Consider the following 20,498-nt stretch of genomic DNA (forward strand, 5'->3'; position numbering starts at 1 on the left):
GGTTCTCCTGCGGCACCGGCCCTCCGTACCGGTCGAGCTTCCCTGCGTTCTTCGACGGCAGAGATCGATCCTCGTTGTCACAGGACCATGGCGGCCCCGGCCGACAATGGCGGCTCTGGTCGCCGGGGCGACACGGGCCCCGAGCAGCCCCGGGCAGCCCTGCCGACGGCGCGGTCAGGCGCGCCCCGGCTCCTCCCGCTCCCCGACGCCGCCCGCTCCGTCGCCGGAGGTCCGCCAGGCGCTGCGCAGCCGTGTGAGCACCGGCTCGCCGCGCCGTCGGCTCCGGCCGTGCATCCGCGGGTCGTCCGTCACGTCGTACCGCTTCACGTACGCGCCGAGGAAAGCCTGGAGCGTGGCGACGGCCGGGATCGCGATCAGCGCGCCCACGGCGCCCATCAGGGCCGTGCCCGCGATGACCGATCCGAAGGCGACCGCCGGATGGATGTCGACGGTCCTGGAAGTGAGCTTGGGCTGCAGGGCGTAGTTCTCGAACTGCTGGTAGATCACGACGAAGCCGAGCACCCACACCGCGTACCAGGGGTCGACGGTGAACGCGATCAGCATCGGCAGGGCGCCTGCCAGGTACGTGCCGATCGTGGGGACGAACTGGGAGACCAGCCCGACCCAGACGGCCAGCGCGGGCGCGTACGGAACGCCGAGGATCACGAGCAGGATGTAGTGCGCGATCCCGGAGATCAGGGCCATCAGACCGCGCGAGTAGAGGTAACCGCCGGTCTTGTCGACCGCGATCTCCCAGGCCCGCAGGACCTCTGCCTGCCTGGCGGGCGGCAGCACGGAGCACAGGGCGCGCCGCAGCCTGGGACCGTCGGCCGCGAAGTAGAAGGAGAACAGGAAGATCGTCAGCAGTCGGAACAGCCCGCCGAGCACGGTGGTGGAGATGTCGAGCACACCGGTCGCGCTGTTCTGGACGTACTTCTGCAGCCAGTCGGAGTGGAGCAGGCTGTCCTGGACCTCGACCCGGGAGAGGTCGGTGCGGAAGGTCTGGTTGACCCAGTTGATCACCGAGTCCAGATACTTCGGGAACTCCTCGACCATGTCGACGATCTGGCCCGCGAGCATCGAGCCGAGCAGCACGACGAAGCCCACCCCGGCGATCAGCACCACGAGGAAGACCAGGAAGGTGGCGAGGCCGCGGCGCATGCCGCGTGCCGACATCCGGCTCACCGCCGGCTCGATGGCGAGCGCCAGGAAGAACGCGATCAGAACATTGATCAGCAACCCGATGAGCTGGTCGAACGCCCAGCTGCCGAGCCGGTAGCAGGCGTAGAGCGCCAGGGCGAGCACCATGGCACGCGGCAGCCACGCGGGCATGCGTACCGGCCCCGCGTCGGCGGACGCGGCGGGCGGCGCGGCCGGCGGGACGGGTGGTGTGGAAGGCGGCTGGGTCTGCGCTGTCTCGTCTGTCGGTGCCACGGTTCCAGTCTCGCCTACGGCGGTGACAGCCAACCGCCCACCCCGGACAACAGCACGGGTCCGTCAGCCGACGGGGCCGGAAATCGGTGCAGGTCCGGCCGTGGGCGGGCGTGGTTCAGCGCTTGTCCGCGGGGATGCCGACCGCCGTGCAGACTCCGCGCCAGACGTCCTTGGTCTCCCAGCCCGCGGCCAGTGCCTGGTGCACGGTCCGCCCGCCGAGTTCGGCCATCACATGATCGCGCGCGAAGGAGTCGGCGTACCCCGCGCCGAAGTGGTCCGCCATCCGTTCCCAGAAAATCGTCAACCGCATGACCTCAGTATCGCGCTCCTGAGAGTGCAGCCGGGCCGCTACGTCTTGTCGAGAGCGCTTACCGCCCTACGGTCGGTCCATGGCTGGAACCGGAACAAGTCCCCTCAATCGCGCCGAGCAGTTCATCTGGCTCACGGCCCGTGTCCTGGAACAGCGGCGGTTCGCCCATCACTTCCTGGAAGGAAGTGCGGACGCCGTGGAAACCGCGCTCGCCGCCTATCTGAACGAGGACGGCGGCTACGGGAACGCGCTCGAACCCGACCTGCGCGGCCCCGTCAGTCAGCCGCTGCACACCGCGCACGCGCTCAGTGTGCTGGACTCCATCGGGCGCTGCGACGGGCTGCGGGTGGAGCGGATCTGCCGCTTCCTCACCGAGGTGTCGACCAAGGAGGGCGCGCTGCCCGCTCTTCTGCCGACGCAGCGCGACTACCCCGCCGCGCCGTTCATCCCGATCGTCGACGATCCTCCCGCGGAGCTGCTGACCACCGGCCCCGTCGTCGGGCTCCTGCACCGCAACGCGGTGTGGCACGCCTGGCTCTTCCGGGCCACCGACTTCTGCTGGGCGGCGGTGGACGCCCTGGAGCAGTCGCATCCTTACGAGATCGAGGCTGCGATCGCCTTTCTGGACGGTGCTCCGGACCGGGCGCGGGCTCAGGCGTCGGCCGACCGGCTCGGGCGGCTGGTGCGGGACCAGCGACTCGCGGTACTGGATCCGGAGCGGCGCGCCGAGTACCCCGTGGCGGCCGGATACGCGCCGGGCGAGCAGCATTTTCCGTACGACTACGCCCGTACGCCCGGGTCGCTCGCCCGTCACTGGTTCACCGACGAGGAGCTGTCCCGCTCGCTCGACCATCTCGCGGCCGAGCAGCAGGCGGACGGCGGCTGGCCGGTGAACTGGCGGCAGTGGGCACCGGGGACGGCGCTGGAGGGGCGGCCCATCGTGACGCTCAAGGCCCTTCTGACACTGCGCGCCCACGGACGCGGCCTCGACTGAGCCCCGTAGCCGGTGCGGGTGCCGGTCAGCCGGCTGCGAACGCGCCGCCGGGCCCGGCGGCGGTGTCGCGCAGCAGGGCCGCCATGGCGAGCGCGGCGCCGCGTGGTGCCGGACGGGTCGAGGCCGGTCGGCCCGGAGGATCTCCACGGCCGTCCGCGACGCCTCGGGGGCGGCCTCCGGCGTCGGGAACGCCGGGGTGCTCGCCGTGTGCTTCCTGCGTCCGGAGCGGGACACGGCACGGCTGGGCGTGACGGAGCCCCCGCCGGCCGTGCACTGAGACGGAACAGGCACCGGGCCTCTCGTCCGGATCATGCCGGGCCCGCAGGGTCCGGCCTGATCCGAACGAAGGCATTAGCCGAGGGCACGTACTCCTGCGGTGACGGCCACGGCGGAGCCCACGACCACGAGGAAGGGTGCGCGCAGGACCAGCGCGAGCGCCGCCGCGGCGAGCCCCGCGCCCCTGGCGTCCAGTGTCAGGTGCTGCCCGTCGCCGAAGGTCTGCTGCGCGGTGAGGGCGGCCAGGAGCGCCACGGGCAGGAGCGCGGCGAGGCGCTGGACGAGCGGGCGCTCCAGCACCCCGGCGGGCACCAGCAGTCCGAGCAGCTTGGCGAGGTAGCAGCCGGCGGCGGTCAGCGCGATGGCGATCCAGACGTTCATCGGTTCTCCTCCGTGGTGGCCGTTGCCCCGTCCGTGCCCTTGCGGCGTCCGCTCAGGAAGAGGACGGCGGGCGCGGCGAGCGCGGACAGCAGGACCGGGACGCCCGCCGGCAGCACGGGCAGCAGGCCGAGCGCGAGCAGTACGGCGATCGCGGCGGTGACGCGTTCGGTGGTGCTCTTCAGCATCGGGGCGAGCAGGGCGAGGAAGACGGCGGGTGACGCGGCGTCCAGTCCCCAGGTGTCGGTGTCGCCGAGCGCCTTGGCGCCGAGGGCGCCGAGCAGCGTGGTCAGGTTCCACAGCACGTAGAGGGTCAGCCCGGTGACGGTGAAGCCGATGCGTGCCGCCCGCCGGGTCGGCTGCGGCAGGGTCACCGCGGTCGTCTCGTCGATGACCCACTGGGCGGCGAAGGGGCGGAGCGCCCGCGGCAGCGCGAGCAGCTGCGAGAGCCGCAGGCCGTAGAACGAGTTGCGTACGCCGAGGAAGAAGGCCCCGGCAGCCGCGGTGTACGGGTTGCCACCCGCGGCAAGGGCCCCGACGAGGGCGAACTGCGAGGCACCGGTGAAGACGGCGAGGCTGAGCGCACAGGTCTGCAGCAGGCTCAGTCCGGAACCGGCCGAGGTCACGCCGAAGGCGAAGCCGGAGAGGCCGACGGCTATGCCGACCCCGAGCGCATCGCGTACGACGGCGGCGTCCGGCTTCGTCACGGTCGCGTCCGGCCTTGTCTCCGTCGCGCCCCGCCGCGCGCCCGGGCCGGGCGCGGTGCCGTGGGGTGCGTCGGCCGATTCGCCGACGTCCTCTGGGAGTGTTATCTGTTCTGCCACGACCGGAACGCTACGTGGGCAGATCGGGACCGGTCTTGTACGTTCTTGCACGTTCGCGCTGGTACGCGCCGGGTGGCACTCCCACGATCCGGGTGAAGTGACGGTTGAGGTGCGGCTGGTCGGTGAAACCGACCTCGGCGGCCGCCTGCGCGGGCGCCGTCCCCGCGTCGAGCATCCGACGCGCCGCCCGCACCCGGGCATCGGTGAGCCAGGCGTGCGGCGGCATCCCGTACTGCTTCTTGAAGGCCCTCAGCAGCGCGAACGGGCTGGTGCCGAGCTCCGCGGCCAGCGCCTCCAGGGTGGGCGGCGCCGCCATCCTGCCCTCCAGCACGGCGCGTGCCCGCGCCGCGTCGCGCGCACCGGCGGAGCGGGGCGCGCGGACGGGCAGCGCACTGCCGTACCGGCTGAGCAGCCGCGTGACCATGACCCGCAGCACCGTGTCGGCGGCGAGTGCGTTGCCCTCCTCGGCCGCCCGGTGGACCTCGCCGATCAGCCGGGCCGCGTGCGGGTCCACGACGCTGGCCTCACTGAATCCGACCGTGCCGCGCAGGCTCGTCGTATCGGCCGCGATGTCGTTGATGACCTGTGAGGACGGGTACAGCGTGGCGTACACCCAGCCCTCGGGCACACCCGCGCGGGCGGTGTGCGGAACCTCCGGGTTGATCATGACCACGGTGCCGGGGCCGGCGTGGACGGTGCCGCCCGGCAGCCCGACGTCCTCCACTCCATGGCTGATGGTGCCGAAGACATAGCCCTCGTGGCTGTGGCGCGGGAAGGCGTGACGCACGTAACGGGCACGCAGCAGATCGAGGTCGGGCAGTTCCGCGTACTGCCAGTACCTCGCCCACTCCCCCGTCCCCGACTCCGGTCTCACCGCCATGAACGAATTCTCGCAGCTCCGGGGCGGGGCCGCCGAGGACGGTCGGGGCCGTTGTCAGTGGCGGGGTGCACGATGGGGGACATGGCCGGCTCAGCGCTCGATTCGTTCTCACCCGCCACCCGAAGCTGGTTCGCGGGTGCCTTCAGCGCGCCCACCGCCGCGCAGGAGGGCGCCTGGCGCGCGATCGGCGAGGGTTCGGACGTGCTGGTGGTCGCGCCGACCGGCTCCGGCAAGACCCTCGCCGCGTTTCTCGCCGCGCTCGACACCCTGGCGTCCGTCCCCCCGCCCGCCGAGCCCAAGAAGCGCTGCCGGGTGCTGTACGTGTCGCCCCTCAAGGCGCTCGCGGTCGATGTCGAGCGCAACCTCCGCTCCCCGCTGACCGGTATCCGCCAGGAGTCGGTGCGCCTCGGGCTGCCGGAGCCCGAGGTCCGGGTGGGAATCCGCTCCGGCGACACCCCGCCCGCCGAGCGCCGCTCGATGGCGACCAGGCCGCCGGACATCCTGATCACCACGCCCGAATCGCTGTTCCTGATGCTGACCTCGTCCGCCCGGGAGGCGCTGTCCGGCGTCGAGACGGTGATCCTCGACGAGGTGCACGCCGTGGCCGGCACGAAGCGGGGCGCCCATCTCGCCGTGACGCTGGAGCGTCTCGACGAGCTGCTGCCGCGTCCCGCCCGGCGGATCGGCCTGTCGGCGACGGTCCGTCCGGTCGACGAGGTGGCGCGCTTCCTCTCACCCCGGCGCAAGGCGGAGATCGTCCAGCCGCCGTCCACCAAGCGGTTCGACCTGTCGGTGGTCGTGCCGGTCGAGGACCTGGGTGAGCTCGGCGGCTCCCCGGCCACCGACCCCGACCAGGCAGGCCAGGCGGACAAGCCGTCGATCTGGCCCCATGTCGAGGAGCGGATCGTCGACCTGGTCCAGCAGCATCGCTCCACCATCGTCTTCGCCAACTCCCGCCGCCTCGCCGAGCGGCTGTGCAACCGCCTCAACGAGATCGCGTACGAGCGGCTCACCGGCGAGACGATCGCCGAGTCCCACTCCCCCGCCGAGATCATGGCCGAGTCCGGTACGGCGAAGGGCGCCCCCGCGCTCCTCGCCCGCGCCCACCACGGCTCGGTCTCCAAGGAACAGCGCGCCCAGGTAGAGGAGGACCTCAAGGCGGGCCGGCTGCCGGCCGTCGTCGCCACCTCCAGTCTGGAGCTGGGCATCGACATGGGGGCGGTCGACCTCGTGATCCAGGTGGAGTCGCCGCCCTCGGTCGCCTCCGGCCTGCAACGGGTCGGCCGGGCCGGGCATCAGGTCGGCGCGGTCTCCACCGGAGTGGTCTTCCCGAAGTACCGGGGCGATCTGGTGCAGGCGGCCGTGGTCACCGAGCGGATGCGCGAGGGCTCCATCGAGGCGCTCCGGGTCCCGTCCAACCCGCTGGACGTGCTGGCCCAGCAGCTGGTCGCCATGGTCGCCCTGGACAGCTGGCAGGTGGACGACCTGCTGGCGGTGGTCCGCCGCGCCGCGCCCTTCGCCTCACTGCCCGAGTCCGCGTTCACCGCCGTGCTGGACATGCTCGCCGGCCGCTACCCCTCCGACGCCTTCGCCGAGCTGCGCCCGCGCGTGGTCTGGGACCGGGTCGCCGGCACGGTCACCGGCCGCCCGGGCGCGCAGCGGCTCGCCGTCACCTCCGGGGGGACGATCCCCGACCGGGGGCTCTTCGGGGTCTTCCTCGCGGGCGCCGACCCCAAGAAGGGCGGCGGCCGGGTCGGTGAACTCGACGAGGAGATGGTGTACGAGTCCCGGGTCGGCGACGTCTTCACGCTCGGCACCACGTCCTGGCGGATCGAGGACATCACCCGCGACCGGGTCCTGGTCTCGCCCGCCCCCGGTGTTCCCGGCCGGCTGCCCTTCTGGAAGGGCGACCAGCTGGGCCGCCCGCTGGAGCTGGGGCGTGCGCTCGGGGCGTTCCTCCGCGAGATCGGCGGGCTGTCGCAGGAGGACGCCCGCGCGCGGCTGCTCGCCGCCGGTCTCGACACCTGGGCCGCCGACAACACCCTGTCGTACATCGACGAACAACGCCGCGCCTGCGGCCACGTGCCGGACGACCGGACCATCCTCGTCGAGCGTTTCCGCGACGAGCTGGGCGACTGGCGGGTCGTGGTCCACTCCCCGTTCGGCGCGCAGGTGCACGCGCCGTGGGCGCTGGCGCTGAGCGCCCGCCTCGCCGAGCGGTACGGCATGGACGCCCAGGTGATGCATGCCGACGACGGCATCGTGCTGCGGCTGCCCGACGCCGATCTGATGGGCCTGGACCTTCTGGACTTCGATCCCGCGCAGGATCTCTCCGAAGGGCCGGCCCAGGATCCGGCGCCACTGCCGGGCCTCTCGTACGACAGCGAACAACCGCCCGTCGGCGCGGCGGACGTGACGTTCGACCAGGGTGAGATCGGTCAGATCGTCACCGACCAGGTCGGCGGTTCGGCGCTGTTCGCCTCGCGGTTCAGGGAGTGCGCCGCCCGCGCCCTGCTGCTGCCGCGCCGCAGCCCCGGCAAACGCACCCCGCTGTGGCAGCAGCGTCAGCGCGCCGCGCAACTGCTCCAGGTCGCTTCGGAGTTCGGCTCCTTCCCGATCGTCCTGGAGGCGGTCCGCGAATGCCTCCAGGACGTCTTCGACGTCCCCGGGCTCACGGAACTCATGGGCGACCTCGAAGCACGCCGCGTCCGGCTGGTCGAGGTGACCACCCCGGAGCCCTCACCCTTCGCCCGCTCGCTCCTGTTCGGCTACGTCGCCCAGTTCCTGTACGAGGGCGACTCGCCCCTGGCCGAACGGCGGGCCGCCGCCCTCTCCCTCGACTCCCATCTGCTGGCGGAGCTCCTCGGCCAGGCGGAGCTGCGCGAGCTGCTCGACGCGGACGTCCTGACCGGGCTGGAGCAGGAGCTCCAGTGGCTGACCGAGGACCGCCGGATCAAGGACGTAGAAGGCGTCGCCGACCTGCTCCGGGTCCTCGGCCCGCTCACCGACGAGGAGTTGGCGGAGCGGGGCGCCGACCCGTCGTGGGCTCCCGAGCTGTCCGCGGCCCGCCGGGCCATCCGCGTCCGCATCGGCGGGGCCGGCCAGTGGGCCGCGATCGAGGACGCGGGCCGCCTGCGGGACGCTCTGGGCACCGCCCTGCCGGTCGGCGTCCCCGAGGCGTTCACCGAACCGGTGAAGGACCCCCTGGGCGACCTCCTCGGCCGATACGCCCGTACGCACGGCCCGTTCACCTCCACCGGGGCCGCCGCCCGCTTCGGTCTCGGCACCGCCGTCACGGACGGGGCGCTGCAACGGCTCGCCGCGTCCGGCCGGATCGTCCAGGGCGAGTTCCATCCCGCCGGCATCGGCCAGGAGTGGTGCGACGCCACCGTGTTGCGCCGCCTGCGCCGCCGTTCGCTCGCCGCGCTCCGCCACGAGCTTGAGCCGGTCCCGCCCGCCGCGCTCGCCGGTTTCCTTCCGCAGTGGCAGCACCTGGGCAGCAACAGCCTGCGCGGAATCGACGGACTGGCCCGCGCCATCGAGCAGTTGCAGGGCGCGCCCGTCCCGGCGTCGGCGCTGGAGAAGCTGATCCTGCCTGGCCGGGTCACCGGCTACACCCCCGCGCTGCTCGACGAGCTGACCACCACCGGCGAGGTCGTCTGGGCCGGCGCGGGCGCCCTCCCGGGCAAGGACGGCTGGCTGTCCCTCTACCTCGCCGACAGCGCGCCCCTGCTCCTCCCGCCCCCGCACCCGCTGGAACTCAGCGCGTTGCACGAATCCGTCCTGACCGCGCTGAGCGGCGGATACGGCCTGTTCTTCCGGCAGATCGCCGATCAGGTCCGGGCCACCACCCACCCGGACTGCACCGATCCGCAACTGGCCGATGCCATCTGGGAGCTGGCCTGGTCGGGCCGGCTCACCAATGACACCCTCGCCCCGCTGCGTTCGCTCCTCGGCTCCGGCCGCACGGCGGGATCGACCGCCCACCGCGCCAGACGCAGTGTCCCGCGCGGGCGTTACGGCTCGCTCACCGCCGCCGCCCGGCCCGCGTCCCGCACCGGCCCGCCCACCGTCTCGGGCCGATGGTCCCTGCTGCCCGCCACCGAACCCGACCCCACACACCGTGCGCACGCCCTGGCCCGCACGCTCCTGGACCGCCACGGGGTGGTGACCCGCGGCGCGGTCCAGGCCGAGGGCGTAGAGGGCGGCTTCTCCGCGACGTACCGCATCCTGTCCGCCTTCGAGGACAACGGGCAGGCCCGGCGCGGCTATGTCGTCGAGGGGCTGGGGGCGGCACAGTTCGCGATGGACGGGGCGGTGGACCGGCTGCGCGCCACGTCCACCGCCCGCGACCGCGCGGAGCCGGGTGCCTCGACCCGTGCCCTGGTCCTCGCCGCGGCGGACCCGGCCAACGCCTACGGAGCGGCCCTGCCCTGGCCCGAGCCGCCGGACGGCGCCGGGCACAAGCCCGGCCGCAAGGCGGGCGCCCTGGTCGTGCTGGTCGACGGCGAGCTGGCGATGTACATGGAGCGCGGCGGCAAGACGCTGCTCGCCTGGCCCACCGACCCCGAGGACCCTGCCCTCCTCGCGGCGGCGGGGGCGCTGGCGGCGGCCGCCCGCGCGGGAGCGCTCGGCACGGTCACGGTCGAGCGCACCAACGGCGCCCCGTCCCTGACCTCCCCCCTCGGCCGCACGCTGGAGGCGGCCGGCTTCCTCGCCACCCCGAGAGGGCTCCGCCTGCGCGCCTGACCCACGGGCGCGCCCCGCTCCGCGTACCACCGCACCCCGCACACACCGTCCCGCCCGCATCATGGAGACATGCCCGAAGGAGACACCGTCCACCAGACGGCCGGACGTCTGCGCACCGCACTCGCCGGCCGGGTCCTCACCCGCTCCGACCTGCGCGTGCCCCGGTTCGCCACCGCCGACCTGACCGGCCGGACGGTGCTGGACGTCGTCCCGCGCGGCAAGCACCTCCTCACCCGCGTCGAGGGCGGTCTCACCCTGCACAGCCATCTCCGGATGGACGGCGCCTGGCGCGTCTACGCCGTGGGCGAGCGCTGGCGCGGTGGCCCCACCCACCAGATCCGCGCCGTCCTCGGCAACACGGAGCACACCGCCGTCGGGTACCGGCTGCCCGTCCTCGAACTCCTCCGCACCGGGGACGAGGCAAAGGCGGTCGGCCATCTCGGCCCCGATCTGCTGGGCCCGGACTGGGACCCCGAGACCGCTCTGCGCAATCTGCTCGCCGACCCCGGCCGCCCCCTCGGCGAAGCCCTGCTGGACCAGCGCAACCTGGCCGGAATCGGCAACATCTACAAGTCCGAGCTCTGCTTCCTGGCCCGCGCCACCCCCTGGCTCGCCGTCGGCGATCTTCCCGCCACCACCGCCGCCCTTCTGGTCACCACGGCCAAACAGCTCCTCGAAGCCAATCGCGACCGCCCGGTGCGCACGACCACCGCCACGCGCATCGCGCGCGGGCACGGCCCGAAGGAACGGCTCTGGGTCTACGGCAGGACCGACCGCCCCTGTCTGCGCTGCGGCACCCCCATCCGCGCCGCGGACCAGGACGCCCGTCCCACCTACTGGTGCCCGCGCTGCCAATCGGGCCCCACAAGATAGTTGACGATCCGTCAGATCCAGTCGTACCGTCCGGTCATGCCCCTCACCGCGTACGACCTCACGGACCGCTCCGCGTTCGTCACCGGCGCCGCGGGCGGTATCGGCCGAGCCTGCGCCATCCTGCTCGCGGCCGCGGGTGCCACCACGCACTGCGCGGACCTGGACGAGAAGGGCCTGCTGGAGACCCGAGAACTGATCACCCGGGCAGGCGGTACGGCCCGCGTCCACGTCCTCGACGTCACCGACCGCGCCCAGGTCGGGGCCGCGGTTGCCGCAGCGGGCGACCTCGACATCCTGGCCGCCGTCGCCGGGATCATGCACACGAGCACCGTCCTGGAGACCACGGACGAGGATCTCGACCGCGTCCTCGCGGTCAACTTCAAGGGCGTGCTGTACGCCTGCCAGGAGGTGGCCCGCAGCATGATCGCGCGCGGCGCTCCCGGCTCACTGATCACCATGGCCTCGGGGGCGGTCGACTCCGCGGGCCCGGGGCTGCTCTGCTACAGCACGGCCAAGGCGGCGGTCGTCCAGCTGACGAAGACACTGGCGACCGAACTGGGGCCGCACGCGATCCGTGTCAACGCCGTCGCCCCGGGCTGGATCCGCACCCCCATGACCGCCCGCCACGACGCGGACCGGCAGCACCGGGTGGAGGCGACGATGGCGCGGATCTCCCCGCTCGGGCGGGTGGGTGAACCCGAGGACGTGGCCCACACCGTGCTGCATCTCGCTTCCGACGCGTCGGCCTTCATGACCGGCCAGATCCTCCGCCCCAACGGCGGCGTAGCCATGCCCTGGTAGCCCGTCCGCCCCGCTCCGCCCACCGCATCCCGACACCGAACCAGCGCCCCGCTCCCGCCGGCCCGGCGGTCGCGGCCGCATGCACGGGCAGCAGGCTCAGTCCCCATCCGCCCGCCACCACCGCACCCTCGACAAGCCCGGCACGGGCCGGTTCCAGCGCGAGCCGCAGCACGGCCCACCACCACACCCCGCCGAGAACGAGCGCCGGCACCCATCGCCGTACCATGGCTGCCTCCTCCGGCCTGATCCAAACGAAGGACCCTAGTGCGGCGCGCTCGCCCGGCGGGAGGGCGCATCGGCGCACCACCGGCGCTCTGTGCACAGCCAAAGACCGTTACGCGCTCCTGGCAGTCTCACCCGGCAACACCCGGGCCGCATCCAGAACGAGCAGCGCCACGGCATCACCGAGCCCCCACGGCTTCGCGTGGGGGCTCGGCCGGAAGCTGTCAGCGCTCGTCGCGGCGCAGCGAGTCCTTCGTGCCCTTCGCGCGCTTCTCGGCGTCGCTCATGGCGCCCTTGGCCTGGCCCTTGGCCTGGTCCATCTTGCCTTCGGCTTCCTTGCGCCGGTCGCCGGTCATCTTGCCCATGGCTTCCTTGGCCTTGCCCTTGATCTTGTCCTTGGCGCCTTCGTCAACCACTACGACTCCTTCGGGTAGGGGCGAGCAGGGGAACGGCTCCCCCGCCCAGCACCACCCACGATGACACAAATGAAACAAAACGGTCATTCGAGGACAGTTCATTGCCCATCCGCACCCGCCCCTCCCCGGAGCACGCGAAAGCCCCGGCCGCCCCACACGGGGCCGACCGGGGCTTTGTGCTTCACACCGGACCACGCGGGTCAGGCGGCGACGACATCCACCGCTTCCGCGGGCGCCTTGATGGTCACCCGTCCCGTCGGCACACCTGCCACCGACGTCACGGAGACGGAATTGAGCATTGGCCGCACCGGCACAGGCACCGGATCGCTGGCTGCTGCCGACTCGGCCAGTTCGGCCAGCGACAGCTCATCGCTCACTTCACGCATGAGCTCGGACATCCGTACGTCAAGCGCGTCGCAAATGGCGGAGAGCAGCTCGGAGGATGCCTCCTTCTGCCCCCGCTCCACCTCGGAGAGATAGCCGAGCGAGACTCGGGCGGACGAGGAGACTTCGCGCAGAGTACGGCCTTGGCGCTGGCGCTGCCGACGCAGCACGTCACCAAGCAGGCGACGGAGCAGAATCATCGGTGGCTCCCTCCTCGGACCGCGTAGCCGCATCCTTCACGCCCCACCGTACCGCCTCGCGCCGCGGCCGTGCGGGGAGCGATGTCGTGTTCACTCAGGGCTGCAAACATCAATTCCCCCCGTTCTGTTCCGTATCCTGTGCCCTTGCATTCCTGCCGAGTTCGGCGGAGAGCAGCTCGAGCACGCTCCGTACGCTCTCTCTACGGATGTCCGCCCGCTCGCCGTTCAATCTCAGCTCGGCCATATTCTCCACCCCGTCCGGCCCGGCCACCGCGACATAGACCGTGCCCACGGCCTTGCCGTCCTGCGGCTCGGGGCCCGCGACCCCGGTGGTGGCCATACCCCAGTCCGCACCGAGAACGCGGCGCACACCGGCTGCCATCTGCCGCGCCACCTCCGGGTCGACCGCACCGCGCTCCGCCAGCAGAACGCCGTCCACCCCCAGGACATCCCGCTTCAGGGGCGTCGCGTACGCCGTCACGGAGCCCCGGAAGGACTTCGAGGCACCCGGCACGGAAGTCAGCTCCGCCGCGACCAGACCGCCGGTCAGCGACTCGGCGACGGCAAGGGTCTCCCCCCGCTCCACGAGCAGCTCCAGCACCCCGGCCGCGGCAGTCACCGCTCGGCCTCCGCCGAGTCACGGCTTCCCGCGGCCCCGGCGGTTTCCGCGGCGGCCCGCTCGGCCGCGAGCCCCTTGCGCCGCAGCACGACGGCCTGGCGCACATAGTCGAGCCCGGTGACGACCGTCAGCACGACGGCCACCGCCATCACCCAGAAGCGCAGGGTGGCCAGTGGACCGGTCAGCGCCAGGACGTACATCCCGACGGCCGTCCCCTGCGCCAGGGTCTTCATCTTCCCGCCACGACTGGCCGGAATCACCGCGTGCCGTATCACCCAGAAGCGCATCAGTGTGATGCCGAGCTCGCGGAAGAGGATCACGCCCGTGACCCACCAGGGCAGATCGCCGAGATACGAGAGACAGATCAGCGCCGCGCCCATGATCGCCTTGTCCGCGATCGGGTCGGCGATCTTCCCGAAGTCGGTGACCAGGTTGTAGGTGCGGGCCAGATGGCCGTCGAACAGGTCGGTGATCATGGCGATGGCGAACGCCGCCCAGGCGAACGACCGCCAGGCAGGGTCGTACCCGCCGTTGTGCAGCAGCAGCAGCACGAAGCCGGGCACCAGCACCAGCCGCAGCATGGTGAGCAGATTGGCGATGTTCCACAGGCTGGCCTGATTGACGGCCGCAGTGCCCAGCTTGCCGCCGCGGACCGGCTTCGCGCCGGAGTCACCTGCCGCGGATGCCGGGACTCCCGTCATCTGGCCGCCTCCATGAGTCCGGAACACTCGGCCACCAGGTCCACTCCCTCGGTGCCCACGACCTTTGCCTCGACCATAAGGCCGGGCACCAGGCCCTCGCGTGCGGTGAAGAGCACCTGGCCGTCCGTTTCGGGAGCCTGGTGCGCCGCGCGCCCCACCGCGCCGTCCTCGTCGTCCACGGACTCGACGAGGACCTGGAGCGTCTCGCCCAGGCGCTCCTCGGCACGCTGCGAGGTCAGCTCCTCGGCCAGCTGCGAGATGTGCGCGAGCCGCTCGGCGATGACATCGGCGTCCAGCTTGTTCTCGTAGCCGACCGCCTCGGTGCCCTCCTCGTCTGAGTAGCCGAAGACGCCGATGGCGTCGAGCCGGGCACCGGTGAGGAAGCGTTCCAGCTCCGCCAGGTCGGCCTCGGTCTCGCCGGGGAAGCCCACGATGAAGTTGGAGCGGGCACCGGCCTGCGGCGCCTTGCCGCGGATGGTGTCCAGCAGTTCCAGGAACCGGTCGGTGTCACCGAAGCGACGCATCGCCCGCAGCACGCCGGGGGCCGAGTGCTGGAAGGACAGGTCGAAGTAGGGCGCGACCTTGGGCGTCGAGGTCAGCACGTCGATCAGACCGGGGCGCATCTCGGCCGGCTGGAGGTAGCTGACCCGGATCCGCTCGATGCCCTCGACATCGGCGAGCTCCGGCAGCAGCGTCTCCAGCAGCCGGATGTCGCCGAGGTCCTTGCCGTACGAGGTGTTGTTCTCGGAGACCAGCATGACCTCCTTGACGCCCTGCTCGGCCAGCCAGCGGGTCTCCTGGAGCACGTCCGAGGGGCGCCGCGAGATGAAGGATCCGCGGAAGGACGGGATGGCGCAGAAGGAGCACCGGCGGTCGCAGCCGGAGGCGAGCTTCACCGAGGCGACGGGGCTGGTGCCCAGCCGGCGGCGCAGCGGCGCCCGCGGTCCGGAGACCGGCGCGACACCCTCGGGGAGATCCTCGGGCGCGGGGGCCGGTTCGGCCTCCTGGGCGTGCCCCGGCAGGGCCACGGCCGCGTCCTGCCGCTCGGCCGGGCTGATCGGCAGCAGCTTGCGGCGGTCACGCGGGGTGTGCGAGGCGTGGACGCCGCCGCTGAGGATGGTCTGGAGGCGGTCGGAGATGTCGGCGTAGTCGTCGAATCCGAGGACGCCGTCCGCCTCGGGCAGGGCCTCGGCGAGGTCCTTGCCGTAGCGCTCGGCCATGCAGCCGACGGCGACCACGGCCTGCGTCCTGCCGTGGTCCTTCAGATCATTTGCTTCGAGCAGGGCGTCGACGGAGTCCTTCTTGGCGGCCTCGACGAATCCACAGGTGTTGACGACGGCCACATCCGCGTCGGAGGCGTCCTGGACGAGCTCCCAGCCGTCCGCTGCCAAGCGGCCTGCGAGCTCCTCCGAGTCCACCTCGTTACGGGCGCAGCCAAGAGTGACAAGGGCGACGGTACGGCGTTCGGGCATGGGCTCAAGACTACTTTGTCCCGGCACTCGCCCTGCCGCGCAGGGTTCCACCGTTACACCGAGTAACAAATACGGCGAGTGCCCGGCAGGATTGCCGGGCACTCGCCGTATCGTCGATGCCTGCGGAGGAAACGGTGCGTGTACGGGTCAGCCGACCGCCGGGTCGCCCTTGGTGTACGAGAGCCGCTCGACCTGGCCGGGCTGGAACTTGTCCTCGACCTTCTTGCCATTCACGAAGAGCTCGATCGAGCCGGCGTCACCGAGGACGAGGTCGACCCGCTCCTGGTCCTGGAAGGTCTTGGTCTGGCCCTGGAGCAGCAGACCGTCGAAGAGCAGCCGCCCGTTGTGGTCCTTGGCGGAGATCCAGCTCTTGCCCTGGCTGGCGTTGAGCCGCACCGTCACCTTGTCCCTGGGGGCCGCGGCGATGGCGCTGTCGGAGGGCGCCGGCTTGGGGTCGACGGTCTTGCCTGTCTTCGGCTTGGGAGTCTTCGTGTTGGGTGCCGCCCCCTCCGCGAGCTGGGTGGCCGGGGGGGTGTCGTCACCGCCCTTGAAGAACGTGAAGCCGACGAAACCGACGACGGCGACGATCGCCGCGACCATGGCCGCCGTCCAGTTGGGACGGCGGGGTTCGGAGCGGATTCTCTCCGCCTCGAACAGCGGCGCCGCGGGCGTGGGTGCGGGACGGCCGCCGTGTTCCGCGTCGTACTGCGAGACCAGCGGTTCCGGATCGATCCCGACAGCACGCGCCAGCGTACGGATATGGCCGCGGGCGTACACGTCGCCGCCGCAGCGGGAGAAGTCGTCCTCTTCGATCGCGTGCACGATGGGGATGCGCACCCGGGTGGACGAACTGATCTCTTCGACCGTGAGACCTGCGCCGATGCGAGCCTGCTGGAGCACTCGACCGATCGAAGGCCGGTCGTCTTCGGGGGAGTTGCCGATGGACACGGGGGCGCCTTTCGAGCGTGAGCCACCTGCTGGGTGTTCAGTCTAGGGGGGTTACGAAAGGGTGGGGCAACCGGGAGGGAGGACTTTGTCCTCCATCGGACTCGAACACCGTCCGATTCGCCGGACCGTCCCGGGAGGGACAATTCTGCCGCCCCTCCCTCCAAGTTGACGTACGACCCGGCGAAACGGTTGCCCGTACTTCACCTACTTCTCCTACGGAGCGGTTTCCCCGCGGATCAGTGCCAACACCCCGTCCAGCTCGTCGGGTTTCACCATGACGTCGCGGGCCTTGGATCCTTCGCTGGGCCCGACGATGTTCCTGGACTCCATCAGGTCCATCAGCCGGCCGGCCTTCGCGAAGCCGACGCGGAGCTTGCGCTGGAGCATCGAGGTGGACCCGAACTGGGTGGAGACGACCAGTTCGGCGGCCTGGCAGAGCAGATCCAGGTCGTCGCCGATGTCCTCGTCGATCTCCTTCTTCTTGGCCGCGCCGACCACCACGTCCTCGCGGAAGACGGGCGCCATCTGGTCCTTGCAGTGCTGGACGACGGCCGCGACCTCGTCCTCGGTGACGAAGGCACCCTGCATACGGGTGGGCTTGTTCGCCCCCATCGGCAGGAACAGACCGTCACCCTTTCCGATGAGCTTCTCGGCGCCGGGCTGGTCGAGGATGACCCGGCTGTCGGCCAGCGACGAGGTCGCGAAGGCGAGCCGGGAGGGCACGTTCGCCTTGATCAGACCGGTGACGACGTCGACCGAGGGCCGCTGGGTCGCGAGCACCAGGTGAATACCGGCGGCGCGGGCCAGTTGGGTGATCCGGACGATGGCGTCCTCCACGTCGCGCGGAGCGACCATCATCAGGTCGGCGAGCTCGTCGACGATCACCAGCAGGTACGGATAGGGCGAGAGCTCGCGTTCACTGCCCTCCGGCGGCTTGACCTTGCCGTTGCGGACGGCCTGGTTGAAGTCGTCGATGTGCCGGTACCCGAACGCGGCGAGGTCGTCGTAGCGCAGGTCCATCTCCCGCACGACCCACTGGAGCGCCTCGGCGGCGCGCTTCGGGTTGGTGATGATCGGCGTGATCAGGTGCGGGATGCCCTCGTACGCGGTGAGCTCGACGCGCTTGGGGTCGACCAGCACCATCCTGACGTCGTCCGGGGTCGCCCGCACCATGACCGAGGTGATCAGGCAGTTGATGCACGACGACTTTCCGGAACCGGTCGCACCGGCCACCAGCACGTGCGGCATCTTCGCCAGGTTGGCCATCACATAGCCGCCCTCGACGTCCTTGCCGAGCGCGACCAGCATCGGGTGGTCGTCCTCCGCGGCGTCCGCGAGGCGCAGCACGTCGCCGAGGTTGACCATCTCCCGGTCGGTGTTGGGGATCTCGATGCCGACCGCGGATTTGCCCGGGATCGGGGAGATGATCCGGACGTCGGGACTGGCGACGGCGTAGGCGATGTTCTTGGCGAGCGCGGTGATCCGCTCGACCTTCACCGCGGGGCCGAGCTCCACCTCGTACCGCGTGACCGTCGGTCCGCGGGTGAAACCGGTGACGGCGGCGTCGACCTTGAATTCGGTGAAGACGTTCGTCAGCGCGGCGACGATGGCGTCGTTGGCGGCGCTGCGGGTCTTGCCGGGGCCACCGCGCTCCAGCAGGTCGAGCGAGGGCAGCGAGTAGGTGATGTCGCCGGAGAGCTGGAGCTGTTCGGCGCGGGCCGGCAGCGGCTGGGACTGCGAGTCGGGGACGGCCTTGGTGAGATCGGGTACGCCGCTTGCGGGCGGCGGCTGCTTCACTCCTCCGGAGGAGGGCTCGCCCTCCCTGGCGCCGGGCACCGGTGTGCCCGGGCGTTCGCGTTCGGCGGAGACGCCCTGGGTGAGGTCGGCGACGATCGGCGAGGGCGGCATGCCGTTGAGCACGGCCCCGTCCAGGGCGGCGGCCGCGGCGGCCGCCACGTCCACCGCGTCCAGGGTGCGGTTCATCGCGGGCTGCACGGAGGGCCTGCGCGGCCTGCGGCGCTTGGAGAGCGCCTCGGCCTCGGCCTGCTCGGGGTCGTACTCGTCGGGCACTTCGGAGCGGCGCGCCGGGGAGCGGCGGGAGCGGGCGGGAAGCTGCTCGCGCCACTGCTCCTCGTAGCGCTCGTCGTCGTTCTCCTCGTCCGCCTCGGGGTCGTACTCAGGGTGGAGGAGGCCCAGTTTGGTGCCGAGCAGCCGGAGCCGTTGCGGGATGGCGTTCACCGGGGTGGCGGTGACGACCAGCAGCCCGAAGACGGTGAGCAGCAGCAGCAGCGGTACGGCGAGGACCTCGCCCATCGTGTAGATCAGCGGCTTGGAGGCCGCCCAGCCGATGAGCCCGCCCGCGTTCTGCATCGCCGTGGTGCCGTCCTCCCGGCCGGGCGATCCGCACGCGATGTGGACCTGCCCGAGCACCCCGATGACGAGGGCGGAGAGCCCGATGACGATACGGCCGTTGGCCTCGGGCCTCTCCGGGTAGCGGATCAGCCGTACGGCGATGGCGCCGAGCAGTATCGGTACGAGCAGATCGAGCCGGCCGAAGGCCCCGGTGACCAGCATCTCCACCAGGTCGCCGACGGGGCCGCGCAGATTCGACCAGGTGCCCGCGGCGACGACCAGCGCGAGCCCGAGCAGCAGCAGCGCGACGCCGTCCTTGCGGTGTGCGGGGTCGAGCCCCTTCGCGCCGCGCCCTATGCCGCGGAACATGGCTCCGACGGCGTGGGCCGTACCGAGCCAGACGGCGCGCGCCAGGCGGTAGACACCGTTGGTGGGCGACGGGGCGGGTCTGGGCGGCGCCGCCTTCTTCGCCGCCGCCTTCTTGGCGGGGGCCTTCTTGGCGGGCACGGCCTTCTTGGCAGCCGTCTTCTTCGCGGGCGCGGCTTTCTTGGCCGGTCCCGCGGTACGGCCGACGCGCTTCGCGGTGCCCGCCGTGCCCTGGGAACCCTTGCCGGACGTACGTGAGGCCATGGTGCCGAGGTTACCGGTGTCCACGGCTGTTAACACGAGCGCGGCCCGCTTCACCCGTCCGTGTCGCTGTACAGGGGCGGCGAACTGACGTGGCCTCATCGCCGGAGCTCTCGCTCACGGACCGTCGAACGGCGCCGCGCAAGGGGCAGTTGGGCCGGGACTCCGGACAACCGCCCCACCCCGGCCGGAAGTCGCACCACCGGACCACCGCCGACACGGCCGGCACTCCCCCGGCAGCCGGCCGCGGCGGAACAGCGCGACGGATCGCCCGCGGCGTTACGAGGGAAGGGTGGCCGCGCCGCTTCCGGTGCCGGGCTCCAAGGCGTCCAGCGCCCGGCGCAGCCCGGTCAGCTTGCGCTCCAGATGGGCGGCGGTGGCCACCGCCGCGGCGTCCGCCGACTCGTCGTCGAGCTGCTTGGAGAGCGCCTCCGCCTGCTCCTCGACGGCCGCGAGCCGCGCCGAGAGCTCGGCCAGCAGCCCGGCGGGCTCCTTCTCGTGGTCCGCACCGGCCCCGTCGCCCTCCAGCTGGAGCCGCAGCAGCGCCGCCTGCTCACGCAGCTTGCAGTTCTTCATGTACAGCTCGACGAAGACCGAGACCTTGGCCCGCAGCACCCACGGGTCGAACGGCTTCGAGATGTAGTCCACCGCGCCCGCCGCATAACCCCGGAAGGTGTGATGCGGACCGTGATTGATCGCGGTGAGAAAGATGATCGGGATGTCCCGGGTCCGTTCCCGCCGCTTGATGTGCGCGGCGGTTTCGAAACCGTCCATGCCCGGCATCTGGACGTCCAGCAGAATGACCGCGAAGTCGTCCGTGAGCAGCGCTTTGAGCGCTTCCTCCCCTGACGATGCCCGTACCAGTGTCTGATCGAGCGCAGAGAGGATGGCCTCCAGCGCCAGCAGATTCTCCGGCCGGTCATCGACCAGGAGGATCTTGGCCTTCTGCACCATGGCCCGTCCTCCTCGCCCCGGAATTGCACCGGGCGCCGCCCCAGGGGACGACTCCCTTACGCCGTCCGTCCTTGTGCCGGTCAT

18 protein-coding genes are annotated in these 20,498 nt (G+C 71.7%); 4 read left to right on the top strand and 14 right to left on the bottom strand.

The features are described 5' to 3' along the window. Positions 1-174: 174 nt before the first annotated feature. Both ACWCPY_RS27970 and ACWCPY_RS27975 read right to left on the bottom strand, forming a co-directional pair. The gene (locus tag ACWCPY_RS27970; RefSeq protein ID WP_451269485.1) at positions 175-1,434 is read right to left on the bottom strand and encodes an AI-2E family transporter; all 1,260 of its coding nucleotides are present in this window, start codon (positions 1,432-1,434) and stop codon (positions 175-177) included. Between the two features lie 115 nt (positions 1,435-1,549). Then, complete coding sequence (locus ACWCPY_RS27975) at positions 1,550-1,744, bottom strand: DUF3046 domain-containing protein (protein WP_451269487.1); 195 nt, start codon at positions 1,742-1,744, stop codon at positions 1,550-1,552. Between the two features lie 79 nt (positions 1,745-1,823). Here ACWCPY_RS27975 and ACWCPY_RS27980 point away from each other — a divergent pair, with 79 nt between their 5' ends. Beyond that, positions 1,824-2,738, top strand: coding sequence for a hypothetical protein (locus ACWCPY_RS27980; protein ID WP_451269489.1), 915 nt, complete (start codon positions 1,824-1,826; stop codon positions 2,736-2,738). 351 nt (positions 2,739-3,089) lie between these two features. Here ACWCPY_RS27980 and ACWCPY_RS27985 read toward each other — a convergent pair whose 3' ends face one another. Genes ACWCPY_RS27985 through ACWCPY_RS27995 form a run of 3 tightly spaced genes read right to left on the bottom strand, consistent with a single transcriptional unit; the run spans position 3,090 to position 5,096 of the window. Further along, complete coding sequence (locus ACWCPY_RS27985; RefSeq protein WP_403770337.1) at positions 3,090-3,395, bottom strand: AzlD domain-containing protein; 306 nt, start codon at positions 3,393-3,395, stop codon at positions 3,090-3,092. Continuing rightward, a complete protein-coding gene (locus ACWCPY_RS27990; RefSeq protein ID WP_451269492.1) occupies positions 3,392-4,216 on the bottom strand; it encodes an AzlC family ABC transporter permease in 825 nt (274 codons plus the stop codon). Before ACWCPY_RS27990 ends, ACWCPY_RS27985 begins: the two co-directional genes overlap by 4 nt. Positions 4,217-4,226: 10 nt before the next feature. Then, complete coding sequence (locus ACWCPY_RS27995; protein ID WP_451269494.1) at positions 4,227-5,096, bottom strand: AraC family transcriptional regulator; 870 nt, start codon at positions 5,094-5,096, stop codon at positions 4,227-4,229. An 81-nt stretch (positions 5,097-5,177) separates the two neighbouring features. Between ACWCPY_RS27995 and ACWCPY_RS28000 the strand changes: the two genes are divergently transcribed. From ACWCPY_RS28000 to ACWCPY_RS28010, 3 genes are all read left to right on the top strand, one after another. Beyond that, a complete protein-coding gene (locus tag ACWCPY_RS28000; protein WP_451269496.1) occupies positions 5,178-9,845 on the top strand; it encodes a DEAD/DEAH box helicase in 4,668 nt (1,555 codons plus the stop codon). Between the two features lie 69 nt (positions 9,846-9,914). Continuing rightward, positions 9,915-10,718: a DNA-formamidopyrimidine glycosylase family protein gene (locus ACWCPY_RS28005; RefSeq protein ID WP_451269498.1), complete on the top strand. Its 804-nt coding sequence runs from the start codon at positions 9,915-9,917 to the stop codon at positions 10,716-10,718. 36 nt (positions 10,719-10,754) lie between these two features. Continuing rightward, positions 10,755-11,519, top strand: coding sequence for an SDR family NAD(P)-dependent oxidoreductase (locus ACWCPY_RS28010; RefSeq protein ID WP_451269500.1), 765 nt, complete (start codon positions 10,755-10,757; stop codon positions 11,517-11,519). On the opposite strand, the gene ACWCPY_RS28015 is transcribed toward ACWCPY_RS28010, so the two are convergent. From ACWCPY_RS28015 to ACWCPY_RS28055, 9 genes are all read right to left on the bottom strand, one after another. Beyond that, a complete protein-coding gene (locus ACWCPY_RS28015; RefSeq protein ID WP_451269502.1) occupies positions 11,467-11,745 on the bottom strand; it encodes a hypothetical protein in 279 nt (92 codons plus the stop codon). The two genes, ACWCPY_RS28010 and ACWCPY_RS28015, sit on opposite strands and share 53 nt — an antisense overlap. Before the next feature lie 220 nt (positions 11,746-11,965). Beyond that, positions 11,966-12,157 carry a CsbD family protein gene (locus ACWCPY_RS28020; protein WP_451269504.1) on the bottom strand — a complete coding sequence of 64 codons (192 nt, stop codon included), beginning with the start codon at positions 12,155-12,157 and terminating at the stop codon, positions 11,966-11,968. A 200-nt stretch (positions 12,158-12,357) separates the two neighbouring features. Beyond that, entirely contained in the window at positions 12,358-12,741 is a 384-nt protein-coding gene (locus tag ACWCPY_RS28025) for a helix-turn-helix domain-containing protein (protein WP_018105285.1), read from the bottom strand. 109 nt (positions 12,742-12,850) lie between these two features. Next, on the bottom strand, positions 12,851-13,360 hold the full coding sequence (locus ACWCPY_RS28030; RefSeq protein ID WP_451269506.1) for a CinA family protein: 510 nt from the start codon (positions 13,358-13,360) through the stop codon (positions 12,851-12,853). Then, positions 13,357-14,061, bottom strand: a complete 705-nt coding sequence (gene pgsA / locus ACWCPY_RS28035) for a CDP-diacylglycerol--glycerol-3-phosphate 3-phosphatidyltransferase (RefSeq protein ID WP_451269508.1) — start codon at positions 14,059-14,061, stop codon at positions 13,357-13,359. Before pgsA ends, ACWCPY_RS28030 begins: the two co-directional genes overlap by 4 nt. Next, on the bottom strand, positions 14,058-15,533 hold the full coding sequence (gene rimO / locus ACWCPY_RS28040; RefSeq protein ID WP_451269510.1) for a 30S ribosomal protein S12 methylthiotransferase RimO: 1,476 nt from the start codon (positions 15,531-15,533) through the stop codon (positions 14,058-14,060). The genes pgsA and rimO overlap by 4 nt, the downstream gene beginning before the upstream one ends. A 147-nt stretch (positions 15,534-15,680) precedes the next feature. Next, positions 15,681-16,481, bottom strand: coding sequence for a helix-turn-helix domain-containing protein (locus ACWCPY_RS28045; protein ID WP_451269512.1), 801 nt, complete (start codon positions 16,479-16,481; stop codon positions 15,681-15,683). Between the two features lie 213 nt (positions 16,482-16,694). After that, a complete protein-coding gene (locus ACWCPY_RS28050) occupies positions 16,695-19,463 on the bottom strand; it encodes a DNA translocase FtsK (RefSeq protein ID WP_451269514.1) in 2,769 nt (922 codons plus the stop codon). Between the two features lie 276 nt (positions 19,464-19,739). Further along, positions 19,740-20,414, bottom strand: a complete 675-nt coding sequence (locus ACWCPY_RS28055) for a response regulator (RefSeq protein ID WP_451269516.1) — start codon at positions 20,412-20,414, stop codon at positions 19,740-19,742. Positions 20,415-20,498 lie beyond the last annotated feature (84 nt).

This window comes from Streptomyces sp. NPDC002403 (assembly GCF_053593015.1).

Bases quoted from the DNA above. Each gene is read 5' to 3' on its own strand.
- ACWCPY_RS27975 (WP_451269487.1), bottom strand. From the start codon at position 1,744: ATGCGGTTGACGATTTTCTGGGAACGGATGGCGGACCACTTCGGCGCG.
- ACWCPY_RS27980 (WP_451269489.1), top strand. From the start codon at position 1,824: ATGGCTGGAACCGGAACAAGTCCCCTCAATCGCGCCGAGCAGTTCATC.
- ACWCPY_RS27985 (WP_403770337.1), bottom strand. From the start codon at position 3,395: ATGAACGTCTGGATCGCCATCGCGCTGACCGCCGCCGGCTGCTACCTC.
- ACWCPY_RS27995 (WP_451269494.1), bottom strand. From the start codon at position 5,096: ATGGCGGTGAGACCGGAGTCGGGGACGGGGGAGTGGGCGAGGTACTGG.
- ACWCPY_RS28000 (WP_451269496.1), top strand. From the start codon at position 5,178: ATGGCCGGCTCAGCGCTCGATTCGTTCTCACCCGCCACCCGAAGCTGG.
- ACWCPY_RS28005 (WP_451269498.1), top strand. From the start codon at position 9,915: ATGCCCGAAGGAGACACCGTCCACCAGACGGCCGGACGTCTGCGCACC.
- ACWCPY_RS28010 (WP_451269500.1), top strand. From the start codon at position 10,755: ATGCCCCTCACCGCGTACGACCTCACGGACCGCTCCGCGTTCGTCACC.
- ACWCPY_RS28015 (WP_451269502.1), bottom strand. From the start codon at position 11,745: ATGGTACGGCGATGGGTGCCGGCGCTCGTTCTCGGCGGGGTGTGGTGG.
- ACWCPY_RS28025 (WP_018105285.1), bottom strand. From the start codon at position 12,741: ATGATTCTGCTCCGTCGCCTGCTTGGTGACGTGCTGCGTCGGCAGCGC.
- pgsA (WP_451269508.1), bottom strand. From the start codon at position 14,061: ATGACGGGAGTCCCGGCATCCGCGGCAGGTGACTCCGGCGCGAAGCCG.
- rimO (WP_451269510.1), bottom strand. From the start codon at position 15,533: ATGCCCGAACGCCGTACCGTCGCCCTTGTCACTCTTGGCTGCGCCCGT.
- ACWCPY_RS28050 (WP_451269514.1), bottom strand. From the start codon at position 19,463: ATGGCCTCACGTACGTCCGGCAAGGGTTCCCAGGGCACGGCGGGCACC.
- ACWCPY_RS28055 (WP_451269516.1), bottom strand. From the start codon at position 20,414: ATGGTGCAGAAGGCCAAGATCCTCCTGGTCGATGACCGGCCGGAGAAT.